Below are 12,324 nucleotides of genomic sequence, written 5' to 3' on the forward strand. Positions count from 1 at the left end.
TGGGGCAAGGTCCCTGCCCGGATGGCGCAGGGAGCCGGAAATTATGCAGGCTCAGGCACTTGGACGCAAATGCGCCTGCCGGACAACGTACTTCGCCCGGGGCGGCACGCGACGCATTGGCCATTCCGGCCGACGCATGAGCGCGGCCGGCCCGACCATATGGGAGGGAGTCGTGGCCGCCGTCCCGACGGCTAACACTTGCTCCAATACATCATAAATTTACCGCATCTTGCTGATATTGCTATTATTAAGTGGCTTTTGCCTTGACCGCCTTCTGGGTCGCGATCCAAGACCGGATGTGGGCTTCCAGGGTTTCCAGCGGCACCGAGCCGGTGTCGAGCACCGCGTCATGGAAGTCGCGCACGTCGAACGCCGGGCCCAGCTCGCGGGCGGCCTCCTCGCGCAGCGCCGAGATCCGCAGCTGGCCGATCTTGTAGGCCAGGGCCTGCCCCGGCCAGGCGATGTAGCGGTCGATCTCGTTGACCACGTCCTGCTCGGTCTTGGGCGAGTTGTCCATGAAGAAGTCGATCGCCTGCTGCCGGCTCCAGCCCTTGGCGTGCATGCCGGTGTCCACCACCAAGCGCACCGCCCGCCACATGTCGTAGGCCAGCTGGCCCATGCGGTCGTAGGGATCGTCGTACAGGCCCATGTCGTAGCCCAGGCGCTCGGCGTACAGGCCCCAGCCCTCGCCATAGGCGACGAAGTACGCGGTGCGGCGGAACATCGGCAGGTCCGGCAGCTCGGCGCCGCGCGCGAACTGGAAGTGGTGGCCCGGCACGGCCTCGTGCAGCGACAGCGCCAGCATTTCCCACTTCGGCCGCACTTCCGGCTTGTACAGGTTGACGTAGTAGAAGCCGGCGCGGCTGCCGTCGACCGCGCCCGGCTGGTAGTAGGCGGTGGTGGTATCGGGGGCGATGTTGTCCGGGATCGGGCGCACGCCGTACGGCAGGCGCGGGATGGTGCGGAACACCTTCACCAGTTCCGGGTCGATCCGCTTGGACATGGCCTGGTAGGCCTCCAGCAGCTCGGCCGGCTCCTGGTAGAAGAACTTCGGATCGGTGCGCAGGTGCTGGAAGAACGCCTGCAGGTCGCCCTTGAAGCCGACTTCCTGGCGGATCTTCTCCATCTCCGCGCGGATCCGCGCCACTTCCTTCAGGCCGATCTGGTGGATCTGCTCGGCGGTCAGGTCGGTGGTGGTGTACCAGCCGGCGAGGAAGTCGTAGTACGCCGGGCCATCGGGCAGGTCGGTGGCGGCGATGCTGTCGCGTGCGTGCGGCAGGTAATCCTGGTCGAAGAAGCGGCCGAATTCGCGGTAGGCCGGCACCACCTTGCCGGCGATCGCATCGCGCGCCTGCATGCGCAGCGCCTCCTGTTCGGCGGCCGGGATCGACTCGGGCATCTTCAGCAGCGGCTTGTAGAACGGGCTCCTGGCCGGGTCCTCCACCACCTGCGCGGCGATCTGGCCGGGCACGCGCTGCATCAGCACCTTCGGCGGCATGCTGCCGGCGGCCAGGCCCGCGCGCATCAGCGTGGTGGTCTGCTGGACCAGCGCCGGCAGCGCGTCCAGGCGCGCGATCCAGTTGCGGTAGTCCTGGGCGTTGGCGAACGGCAGCAGTTCGGCGATGCCGTCGGCGGTCTGCACGCCGCCCTGGTGCCCGACAGGCTGCAGGTATTCGCGGAACTTCTGCCGGGCGACCGTGCGCTCCTGCAGCCAGGCGAAGGTGTCGTAGTTCAGCTGGTCGGCCGGCGACAGCGCCGCGCGGTCGATGCGCCTGAGCGCGGCCAGCGCCTCGCGGTCGGCGGCCTCGCGGCGCTCGATCGCGGCCAGGCTCATGTCGCTCCAGCGGTCGTCGAAACGGCGGTCGCCCTGGTAGGCCGCGTTCTCCGGCGATTCGCGCAGGCCGCGCTCCCATTCCGAATCGAACAGGCGGTGCAGCGCGGCGGCGGCCTCGTTGCGCGCGGCGGCGACCGGGGTATCGGCGGCGAAAGCGGGCGGGTACGGAAGACAGGCGGCCAGGGCGACGAGCAGGACGGTGCGGCGCATGGAAAGTCCGGTGGCGGAAAACGCCAAGACTAACGCGGCGGGCACGCGGGCGGCTGTGCCCCAGGTCCCCATCCGGGCGCGATGCGGACCAGGCCGCGATGGCACGGTCTTCACCTCGGGCGCCGGACTTGCCGACGCATCTGCACCACCGGCCGGGGGCGGTGCCTGGTCGCCGGTGGGCTGGGCTCCTGGAAACTCCAGCGCAGGCAGGGCTCAGCCCGGCCCGGTGGTAAAGCTCTCCCCGCAGCCGCATTCGGCCGATGCATTGGGGTTGTCGAACACGAAGGTCTCGCTCAGGCCCTGGCGGGTGAAGTCGATCCGGGTACCGTCGACCAGCGGCAGGCTCTGCGCATCGACGAAGATCCGCACCCCGTCTTGCTCGAACACCGCATCACCCTCGCGGCGGTCGCGGGCCAGGTCGGCCACGTGGCCCCAGCCGGAGCAGCCGGTCCGCTCGACGCCGAAACGCAGGCCCAGCGCGGTCGGGTCGCGCTGCAGGAAGCGCTGCACGCGATCGAGGGCGACAGGGGTCAGGGTTACGGCCATCGGGCATCTCCGGGATTGCTGGGCGATTATAGGCGCAGGCGGCGTCCTGCCGGCGCCGTGATTGGCGTGCCATGCAGGACGCAGCGACGCGGTGGCAGGCCCGGCGCCTCGCACCGGCGCGGCCGCAGCCGCTACACTCCCGCTCCTCCCAGATGGGCTCCAGGACAGAAGGATTCAAGCCATGACGGTGGTCAGCGTCGAACATGCGCTCGCGGGCAGGATCCCCGCCGGCGGCGAGGTCACCGTCCGCGGCTGGGTGCGCACCCGGCGCGACTCCAAGGCCGGGCTGAGCTTCGTCAACGTCAGCGACGGCTCCTGTTTCGCCCCGATCCAGGTCGTGGCGCCGGCCGCCCTGCCCAACTACGACACCGAGGTGAAGCACCTGACCACCGGCTGCTCGGTGATCGCCACCGGTACCCTGGTGGCGTCGCAGGGCCAGGGCCAGAGCTTCGAGATCCAGGCCTCCAGGATCGAGGTCGTCGGCTGGGTCGAGGACCCGCTGACCTACCCGATGCAGCCCAAGCAGCATTCGCTCGAGTACCTGCGCGAGTTCGCCCACCTGCGGCCGCGCACCAACCTGTTCGGCGCGGTCACCCGCATCCGCCACTGCCTGGCCCAGGCCGTGCACCGCTTCTTCCATGAGCGCGGCTTCTACTGGATCAGCACCCCGATCATCACCACCTCCGACGCCGAGGGCGCCGGGCAGATGTTCCGGGTCTCCACCCTGGACCTGGCCAACCTGCCGCGCGGCAAGGACGGCGAGGTGGACTTCTCGCGCGACTTCTTCGGCAAGGAGACCTTCCTGACCGTTTCCGGCCAGCTCAACGTCGAGGGCTACTGCCTGGCGCTGAGCAAGGTCTACACCTTCGGCCCGACCTTCCGCGCCGAGAACTCCAACACCACCCGGCACCTGGCCGAGTTCTGGATGATCGAGCCGGAGATCGCCTTCGCCGACCTGGCCGCCGATGCCGACCTGGCCGAGGACTTCCTCAAGTACCTGTTCCGCACGGTGCTGGACGAGCGCGCCGACGACATGGCCTTCATCGCCGAGCGCGTGCAGAAGGACGCGGTCACCCGGCTGGAGGGCTTCATCAACGCCCCGTTCGAGCGCATCGACTACAGCGAGGCGATCAGGCTGCTGCAGAAATCGGGCAGGAAGTTCGAGTTCCCGGTCGAATGGGGACTGGACCTGCAGACCGAGCACGAGCGCTGGCTGACCGAGGAACACGTCGGCCGCCCGGTGGTGGTGATGAACTACCCCGAGCACATCAAGGCGTTCTACATGCGCCTGAACGACGACGGCAAGACCGTGGCGGCGATGGACGTGCTGGCCCCGGGCATCGGCGAGATCATCGGCGGCAGCCAGCGCGAGGAGCGCCTGGACGTGCTCGACGCGCGCATGGCCCAGTTCGGCCTCGATCCCGAGCACTACCAGTGGTACCGCGACTTCCGCCGCTACGGCGGCGTGCCGCATGCCGGCTTCGGCCTGGGCTTCGAGCGCCTGGTGGTGTACGTGTGCGGCCTGTCCAACATCCGCGACGCGATCGCCTACCCGCGCGCGCCCGGCAGCGCCGAGTTCTAGCAGAGCCGATGATCCTTTTCCTGGCCCTGTGCTTCGTCGGCGTGGCGATCGCCGGCGCCAGCGCGTTCGTGATCTTCTGGCCGCTGACCCTGGTGCACGTGCGTGACCGCCACGCGGGCACCCCCGCGGATTTCGGTCCCGGCGCGTTCGCCAGCCCGGCCGCGCTGCGCTGGCTGCTCGCCGGCGGTTACCGCAGCACCGCCGACCACTCGCTCAGCGGACTGGCGACCCCGGCGCGGATCGCGCTGCTGACCACCCTCGTTTCCCTGGCGCTGGCCGGCCTGCTGTGGCTGGCGGCGGAGGTACTGCCATGATCCGCGACACCTGGTGGGTGGCCACGCTCGGCCGCACGCTGCATTGGGCACGGCTGCGCGAGCGCGAGGCCGGCACCGCCGAAGTCCTGGACCACCAGGGCGCGGTGCACGCCTACGACAGCGAGGACACCGCGCGCTCGATGCTGCTGGATGCCGGTTACGTCGAATTCGACGGGCTGGACGAGGACGATGCGCTGGAGCACGGCTTTTCGCTGGACGAGATCGCCCCGCCGCGCGCGCCCAGCGACGAGGAACTCGTCGGCCTGATGAGCGTGAGCCTCGGCCGCCGGGCCTGAGCGGGTGTACACCCCGTCCGCCTTCGCCGAGCAGGACCTGGCCGGCCTGGACTGGCTGCTGGCGCGCGACCCCTTCGCCACCCTGGTGACCCCCGGCGGCGACGGCTTGCCCGTGGCCACGCACCTGCCGGTGCTCTACGCCCGCCACGGCGGGCAGGTGCTGCTGGAAGGCCACTGGGCACGCCCCAATCCGCAAGCCGGCCATGCCGGCCCGGCGCTGCTGGTCGTGCACGGCCCGCACCACTACATCTCGCCGGGCTGGTATCCGGACAAGGCGCAGGCTGCGCGCGTGCCGACCTGGAACTACGCCGCCGCGCACCTGTCCGGGACGCTGGAACCGCTGCACGAGGAGGCCGACCTGGCCTCGATCGTGGCCCGCCTGGGTGAGCGCTTCGAACCGCCCGTCGGCGGCCACTGGCGCTACGACCCGGACGACGAACGCGAACGCCGCCAGCTGCGCGGCATCGTCGGCTTCCGCTTCCACCCCAGCCGGATCGAACTGAAGTTCAAGCTCAACCAGAACCATCCGCCGGCCAATGTCGAGGGCGCCATCGCCGGCCTGCGCCGGCAGCCGGGCGACGCCGCGGCCGAGGTGGCGGCGCTGATGGCCGACCGCCTGGCCCGGCGACGCCCGGAGTGAATGGTCGCGCCGAGCCCGCGCCGGAGGGTGCGGCAACGCCGCCGTTGTCTGTGATAATGCCGGCATGGCCGACGAACTCAACGAACTGATCCGCCGCAACCATGCCTGGTCCGAGCGCGTGCGCGCCGAGGACCCGGAATTCTTCTCGCGGCTTTCCCAGCAGCAGGCGCCGGAGTACCTGTGGATCGGCTGTTCCGATTCGCGGGTGCCGGCCAACCAGATCATCGACATGGCCCCGGGCGAGGTGTTCGTCCATCGCAATGTCGCCAACGTGGTGGTCCACACCGACCTCAACTGCCTGTCGGTGATCCAGTTCGCGGTGGACGTGCTGAAGGTCAAGCACATACTGGTGGTCGGCCACTACGGCTGTGGCGGCGTCTACGCCGGCCTGACGCGGCTGCGGCTGGGCCTGGTGGACAACTGGATCCGCCACGTGACCGACGTGGCCGAGCGCCACTCCGAGTGCCTGCACGCCTCCGGCGGCCTTGAGCTGCAGCACGACCGCCTGTGCGAGCTCAACGTACTCGAGCAGGTGGTCAACGTGTGCCAGACCACCATCGTCCGCGACGCCTGGACGCGCGGCCAGGAACTGACCGTGCACGGCTGGGTCTACAGCCTCAAGGACGGCCGCGTGCACCACCTGGGCATGGACATCGATTCGATCGACTGCCTGACGGACAAGTACGACGCCGCCCTGGCCCGCATCCGCCAGGACCGCGAGAACCGCTGATCCGCGCGCCCCGCGCCGTGACCGCATTGCCGCAGGAACCCGCCATGCTGCCCGCCCCGCTCAACCTGCAGGCCTGGATCGAGGAACACCGCCACCTGCTCAAGCCGCCGGTCGGCAACAAGTGCATCTACGACGGCGACTTCATCGTGATGGTCGTGGGCGGCCCGAACGCGCGCACCGACTTCCACTGGGACGAGGGCCCGGAGTGGTTCTACCAGCTCGAGGGCGAGATGGTGCTGCGCATCCAGGAACACCCGGACGGCGGCGCGGGCAAGGTGCGCGACATCCCGATCCGCGCCGGCGAGATCTTCCTGCTGCCGCCGCGCGTCCCGCACTCGCCGCAGCGCCTGCCGGGCAGCGTCGGCCTGGTGGTCGAACGCCGGCGCCTGGCGCACGAGGACGACGGCCTGCTGTGGTACTGCCAACAGTGCAACCACAAGCTGTACGAGGAATACTTCCACCTGCGCGACATCGAGCAGGACTTCCCGCCGGTGTTCGACCGGTTCTACGGCTCGGACGAGCACCGCACCTGCAAGCATTGCGGCCACCTCAATCCGCGCCCGGACCGCTACGACCCGCAGCCCGAATCGCTGGCCGACATCACCTGATGCGGCCGTGCCTCACCTTGCGCAACTGGAATCCATGAGCCACGCCGACGCCCGCACCCACGCCCTGGCCATGGACGCCGCCGATCCGCTGCGCCCGTTCCGCGGCGAGTTCCTGATCCCCCGGCACGGCGACCGCGAGCAGACGTACTTCGTCGGCAACTCGCTGGGCCTGCAGCCGCGCGCCGCCCGTGCGCACGTGCTTGAGGTGCTCGACAAATGGGCCAGTGAAGCGGTCGAAGGCCATTTCAGTGGGGACACCGCCTGGATGACCTACCACGGCCTGGTGCGCGAGTCGCTGGCGCGGCTGGTCGGCGCGCAACCGCAGGAAGTGGTGGCGATGAACACGCTCACCGTGAACCTGCACCTGATGATGGCCAGCTTCTACCGGCCCACCGCCGCGCGGCGGGCGATCCTGATCGAGGCCGGCGCGTTTCCCTCGGACCGGCACGCGGTCGAATCGCAGATCCGCCTGCACGGCTTCGATCCGGCCACCGACCTGGTCGAGGTGGAGGCGGACGAGCCCAACGGCACGATCTCGATGGCCGCCATCGAACGCGCCATTGCCGTCCATGGCCCCCGCCTGGCGCTGGTGCTGTGGCCGGGCATCCAGTACCGCACCGGGCAGGCCTTCGACCTGCCGGCGATCGCGCGCTTGGCCAGCGCCCAGGGCGCGGCGATCGGCTTCGACCTGGCCCACGCGGTCGGCAACCTGCCGCTGGCGCTGCACGACAGCGGCGCCGATTTCGCGGTCTGGTGCCACTACAAGTACGTCAATGCCGGGCCGGGCGCGGTCGCCGGCTGCTTCGTGCACGAACGCCACGGCCGTTCGGCGATGCCGCGCCTGGCCGGCTGGTGGGGCCATGATCCGGCCACCCGCTTCCGCATGGCGCCCGAATTCGTGCCCGCCCCCGGCGCCGACGGCTGGCAGCTGTCCAATCCACCGGTGCTGGCGCTGGCGCCCCTGCGCGCTTCGCTCGACCAGTTCGACCGCGCCGGCGGCATGGCCGCCCTGCGCGCCAAGTCGGAGAAGCTGACCGGCTTCCTGGAGACGCTGATCCGGCAACGGCTGGTCGGCACGCTGGACATCGTCACCCCCGCCGAGACCCAGCGCCGCGGCAGCCAGCTGTCGCTGCGCGTGGCCGGCGGTCGCGAACGCGGCCGGGAGCTGTTCGACTACCTGCGCGACACCGGCATCCTCGGCGACTGGCGCGAGCCGGACATCATCCGCATCTCGCCCGCGCCGCTGTACAACCGCTTCGCCGACGTGCTGCGCTTCGTCGAGGAAGTGGAGCACTGGCGCGGTGTGTGACCAGGCGCCCCCGGACAACAGCCGGACCGCCGTCCCCGGCGGGGACGCGGACGATGGAGAGCAACGATTGGACGGCGACCGGCACCGCGAGCTGACCCTGATCGGCGCCGGCCTCGCCGGCTCTCTGCTGGCGATCCTGCTGTCGCAGCGCGGCTGGAAGGTCACCGTCTACGAGCGCCGCGGCGACCCGCGGATCAAGGGCTACGAATCCGGGCGCTCGATCAACCTGGCCCTGGCCGAGCGCGGACGCCACGCGCTGCGCACGGCGGGCGTCGACGAGGCGGTGATGGCGCAGGCGGTGATGATGCGCGGGCGCATGATCCACGGCCTGGACGGCTCGCTGCAGCTGCAGCCCTACGGCCGCGACGATTCGGAAGTGATCTGGTCGGTGCACCGCGCCGACCTCAACATCACCCTGCTGCAGGCCGCCGAACGGGCCGGCGCCACCATCCATTTCCATCGCCGGCTGCATACGGTGGACTTCGACGCCGGCTACGCCCGGCTGATCGACGACCGCGACGACCAGCCGCAGGACATCCGCTTCTCGACCCTGATCGGCAGCGACGGCGCCGGGTCGGCGCTGCGCGCGGAGATGGTGCGCAGGGCCGGAATCGGCGAGCGCACCGAATTCCTCGACCATTCCTACAAGGAACTGACCATCCCGCCGGCGGACGACGGCGGTTTCCGGATCGAGCCGAACGCGCTGCACATCTGGCCGCGCGGCCGCTACATGTGCATCGCCCTGCCCAACGACGAGCGGACCTTCACCGTCACCCTGTTCCTGCCCAACCACGCCGCGCCGGGCAGCGGCGATCCCAGCTTCGCCAGCGTGCGCAGCGGCACGGAGGTTCGCGCGCTGTTCGCCCGCGACTTCCCCGATGCGCTGCCGCTGATCCCCGACCTGGAACAGGACTGGGAGCACCACCCGCCCGGCCTGCTGGGCACGCTGTACCTGGATCGCTGGCACCTGGGCGCACGGGCCGTCGTGCTGGGCGACGCCGCCCACGCGATGGTGCCGTTCCACGGCCAGGGCATGAATTGCGCCTTCGAGGATTGCGTGGCGCTGGCCGATGCGATGGACCGCGAGGCTTCGCTGGCGCAGGCCTTCGCCGCGTTCGAGCAGGAGCGCAAGCCCAACGCCGCGGCGATCCAGGCCATGGCGCTGGAGAACTACATCGAGATGCGCGACCGGGTGGACGATCCGGCCTTCCTGCTGCAGCGCGAACTGGAGCGGGCCCTGCAGCACCGCCACCCGACCCGCTTCGTGCCGCACTACACGATGGTCACCTTCATGCGCACGCCGTACGCGGTGGCGCTGGAACGCAGCGAGATCCAGCGCGAGCTGCTGGTGGAGGCGACGCAGGGACGCCGCGACCTGTCCGGCATCGACTGGGAGGCGCTTGGCCGCCGCGTGCACGAACGCCTGCCGGTCCTGGAGGGCGCGCACTGACGCGCATGCCGATGCCCGACAGCTTCCTGTTCTACGACCTGGAGACCTTCGGCGCCGACCCGCGCCGCAGCCGCATCGCCCAGTTCGCCGCGGTGCGCACCGACGCGCAACTGCAGGTGATCGAGGAACCGGTCAGCCTGTTCGTGCAGCCGGCCGACGACCTGCTGCCCTCCCCCGTCGCCACCCTGATCACCGGCATCACCCCGCAGCAGGCGCTGCGCGACGGCCTGCCCGAGGCCGAGGCGGCCGCGCGCATCGTCGAGGAGATGGTGCGCCCGGGCACCTGCACCCTGGGCTACAACTCGCTGCGGTTCGACGACGAGTTCGTCCGCCATACGCTCTTCCGCAACTTCTTCGATCCCTACGAGCGCGAATGGCGCGGCGGCAACTCGCGCTGGGACCTGCTCGACGTGCTGCGGCTGTCCCACGCATTGCGGCCGGACGGCATCACCTGGCCCAGGCGCGAGGACGGCGCGACCTCGTTCCGGCTCGAACACCTGGCCCTGGCCAACCACGTGCGCGAAGGCGATGCCCACGAGGCGCTGTCGGACGTGCATGCCACCATCGGCCTGGCCCGCCTGCTGCGCCAGGCGCAGCCCCGGCTCTGGGACTACGCGCTGAAGCTGCGCGACAAGCGCCATGCCGCCGGCCTGCTGGACACCTTCGCCATGCAGCCGGTGCTGCACGTCTCGCAGCGCTATCCGGCCAGCCGGCTGTGCGCGGCCGCGGTGCTTCCGCTGGCCGCGCACCCGTCGATCTCCAACCGGGTGATCGTGTTCGACCTGGACGGGGACGAGGACGCGCTGCTGGAGCAGGACGCCGGCGATATCGCCGACCGGCTCTACACGCCGGCGGCGGACCTGCCGCCGGGCGTGGACCGGGTTCCGCTGAAGGAAGTGCACCTGAACCGCTCGCCGATGCTGGTGCCGTGGGCGCACCTGCGCGGCGAGGATTTCCAGCGCCTGGGCATCGACCCGGACGCGGCGCAGGCCAAGGCCGCGCGCCTGCGTGCGCACGGCCCGGTGCTGGCCGAGAAGGCGCGGCAGGTCTTCGCCGGCGGCCGCGAGCACGCCGAAGCCGACGTCGACGGTTCCCTGTACGCGGGCTTCTGCGGCGACGGCGACCGGCGCCTGTGCACGCAGGTGCGCTCGACCGCGCCGGCCGGGCTGGGCGCGCGCGCGTTCGACTTCCGCGACGGGCGCCTGCCCGAACTGCTGTTCCGCTACCGCGCGCGCAACTGGCCCCAGACCCTGGACCCTGGCGAGCGCGCACGCTGGGACGACTACCGGCGCCGCCGGCTGACCCGCGACGAAGGCCTGTCCGAATACACCTTCGACGGCTACTTCGCCGAAATCGCCGCCCTGCGCGCCGCCCATGCCGGCGATGGCGGCAAACTCGCCCTGCTCGACCGGATCGAGCAATGGGGGCGCGATCTCCAGGGAGGACTATGAGCCGCTACTTCGACGATGCCAGCTTCAGGTTCCTGCGCGGCCTGGCCCGGCACAACGACAAGGCCTGGTTCGAGTCGCACCGGCAGGACTACGAGGCGCACGTCCGCCAGCCGTTCCTGCGCCTGATCACCGACCTGCAGCCGGCGCTGGCCGCGGTCAGCCCGCACTTCCGCGCCGACCCGCGCACGGTCGGCGGTTCGCTGTTCCGCATCCACCGCGACGCGCGCTTCTCGAGCGACAAGTCGCCGTACAAGCCCTGGCAGGGCGCGCGCCTGTTCCACGAGCGCCGCCGCGAAGTCGCCGCGCCGTCGTTCTACATCCACCTGCAGCCCGGCGGGAGCTTCGTCGGCGGCGGACTGTGGCACCCGGAACCCGACACCCAGCGGCGCGTGCGCCAGTTCATCCTCGACAACCCCGGCTCATGGAAGAAGGTCGCGCACGCGCCCGCCCTGCGCCGGCGCTTCGACCTGGACGACAGCGAGGTGCTGTCGCGCCCGCCGCGCGGCTTCCCCGCCGACTTCGAGTTCATCGACGACCTCAAGCACCGCAACTGGGTACTCTGGCGTTCGCTGGACGACGCGGCCATGACCGGCCCGCGCCTGAAGAAGACGCTGGAGACCGACCTGGCCGCACTCGGCCCGTTCATCGACTACCTCTGCGCCGCACTGGACCTGGAGTTCTGACGCCATGGCCGCTCCCGCACCGGGCACGATCCGCAAGCCGCCGCGCCGCGCGCCCTGGATCGTGGCGGCGGTGGTGCTGGCCGCGCTGGCACTGGTGGCCTGGGTGGCCGCCGGGCCGTGGCTGGCGATCCGCGGCATCGAACGGGCGATCGCCCAGCGCGATACCGCCGCGCTGGAGCGCCATGTGGATTTCCCGCGCCTGCGGGTGAACCTGAAGGCCCAGCTCGACGACCGCATGGTCCGCGCCGCCGGGCAGGACATCGCTTCCAACCCGCTGGGCGCGATCGCGCTGGCGATGGCCGGCGGCGCCACCGGCGTGGCGGTGGATACGCTGGCCACGCCGCTGGGCATCGGCGCGCTGCTGCAGGGCCATGCGCTCTGGCAACGGGCCGGGGGGCGCACCGTCGGCGGCGACACCTGGGCGCCGGCCGAACCGGCGCGCCCGCTTCAGGGCGCGCGCCTGCGCTACGAATCGCCGTCGCGCTTCACCGGCACGGTGGACCATGGCGACGGCCGCCGGACCGTGTTCGTCCTGCAGCGCCAGGGCCTGCGCTGGCGCCTGGTCGACATCCGCCTGCCCGAGGACCTGTCGGCCTACCTGCGCTGAAGCCTTCAAGCGGCGGTGTCCTGGATGCCAGCCCAACTGCGTTGACCTCGTAGTCACCCGCACA

The 12,324-nt window shown here is 70.7% G+C and carries 13 protein-coding genes; 11 read left to right on the forward strand and 2 right to left on the reverse strand.

Translation table 11 applies throughout. The features are described 5' to 3' along the window. Positions 1 to 247: 247 nt before the first annotated feature. Both CSC66_RS10700 and CSC66_RS10705 read right to left on the reverse strand, forming a co-directional pair. Positions 248 to 2,044, reverse strand: coding sequence for a DUF885 domain-containing protein (locus CSC66_RS10700; RefSeq protein WP_162377386.1), 1,797 nt, complete (start codon positions 2,042 to 2,044; stop codon positions 248 to 250). Positions 2,045 to 2,257: 213 nt separating this feature from the next. Continuing rightward, on the reverse strand, positions 2,258 to 2,590 hold the full coding sequence (locus tag CSC66_RS10705; protein WP_162377387.1) for a HesB/IscA family protein: 333 nt from the start codon (positions 2,588 to 2,590) through the stop codon (positions 2,258 to 2,260). 181 nt (positions 2,591 to 2,771) lie between these two features. Here CSC66_RS10705 and asnS point away from each other — a divergent pair, with 181 nt between their 5' ends. The 11 genes from asnS to CSC66_RS10760 all read left to right on the forward strand — a co-directional run bounded on the left by asnS (position 2,772) and on the right by CSC66_RS10760 (position 12,260). Beyond that, complete coding sequence (asnS, locus tag CSC66_RS10710; protein ID WP_162377388.1) at positions 2,772 to 4,172, forward strand: asparagine--tRNA ligase; 1,401 nt, start codon at positions 2,772 to 2,774, stop codon at positions 4,170 to 4,172. An 8-nt stretch (positions 4,173 to 4,180) separates the two neighbouring features. Continuing rightward, positions 4,181 to 4,486: a hypothetical protein gene (locus CSC66_RS10715; protein WP_162377389.1), complete on the forward strand. Its 306-nt coding sequence runs from the start codon at positions 4,181 to 4,183 to the stop codon at positions 4,484 to 4,486. Further along, positions 4,483 to 4,782 carry a hypothetical protein gene (locus CSC66_RS10720; protein WP_162377390.1) on the forward strand — a complete coding sequence of 100 codons (300 nt, stop codon included), beginning with the start codon at positions 4,483 to 4,485 and terminating at the stop codon, positions 4,780 to 4,782. The genes CSC66_RS10715 and CSC66_RS10720 overlap by 4 nt, the downstream gene beginning before the upstream one ends. 4 nt (positions 4,783 to 4,786) lie before the next feature. Then, a complete protein-coding gene (locus CSC66_RS10725; RefSeq protein WP_162377391.1) occupies positions 4,787 to 5,422 on the forward strand; it encodes an FMN-binding negative transcriptional regulator in 636 nt (211 codons plus the stop codon). Between the two features lie 64 nt (positions 5,423 to 5,486). Further along, on the forward strand, positions 5,487 to 6,152 hold the full coding sequence (gene can / locus CSC66_RS10730) for a carbonate dehydratase (RefSeq protein WP_162377392.1): 666 nt from the start codon (positions 5,487 to 5,489) through the stop codon (positions 6,150 to 6,152). 44 nt (positions 6,153 to 6,196) lie between these two features. Continuing rightward, positions 6,197 to 6,760: a 3-hydroxyanthranilate 3,4-dioxygenase gene (locus CSC66_RS10735; protein ID WP_162377393.1), complete on the forward strand. Its 564-nt coding sequence runs from the start codon at positions 6,197 to 6,199 to the stop codon at positions 6,758 to 6,760. A gap of 34 nt (positions 6,761 to 6,794) precedes the next feature. Next, the gene (gene kynU / locus CSC66_RS10740; RefSeq protein ID WP_162377394.1) at positions 6,795 to 8,069 is read left to right on the forward strand and encodes a kynureninase; all 1,275 of its coding nucleotides are present in this window, start codon (positions 6,795 to 6,797) and stop codon (positions 8,067 to 8,069) included. A gap of 67 nt (positions 8,070 to 8,136) precedes the next feature. Beyond that, positions 8,137 to 9,519 (forward strand): FAD-dependent oxidoreductase, encoded by a 1,383-nt coding sequence (locus CSC66_RS10745; RefSeq protein WP_238394366.1) that lies wholly within the window; start codon positions 8,137 to 8,139, stop codon positions 9,517 to 9,519. Between the two features lie 11 nt (positions 9,520 to 9,530). Then, complete coding sequence (sbcB, locus tag CSC66_RS10750; RefSeq protein WP_162377395.1) at positions 9,531 to 10,970, forward strand: exodeoxyribonuclease I; 1,440 nt, start codon at positions 9,531 to 9,533, stop codon at positions 10,968 to 10,970. Next, the gene (locus CSC66_RS10755; RefSeq protein WP_162377396.1) at positions 10,967 to 11,653 is read left to right on the forward strand and encodes a DUF2461 domain-containing protein; all 687 of its coding nucleotides are present in this window, start codon (positions 10,967 to 10,969) and stop codon (positions 11,651 to 11,653) included. Before sbcB ends, CSC66_RS10755 begins: the two co-directional genes overlap by 4 nt. 4 nt (positions 11,654 to 11,657) lie before the next feature. Next, positions 11,658 to 12,260: a DUF2939 domain-containing protein gene (locus CSC66_RS10760; RefSeq protein ID WP_162377397.1), complete on the forward strand. Its 603-nt coding sequence runs from the start codon at positions 11,658 to 11,660 to the stop codon at positions 12,258 to 12,260. The last annotated feature ends 64 nt before the right edge of the window (positions 12,261 to 12,324 follow it).

Origin of the sequence: Pseudoxanthomonas kaohsiungensis (assembly GCF_010211765.1) — a bacterium.
Classification (GTDB): Bacteria; Pseudomonadota; Gammaproteobacteria; order Xanthomonadales; family Xanthomonadaceae; genus Pseudoxanthomonas; species Pseudoxanthomonas kaohsiungensis.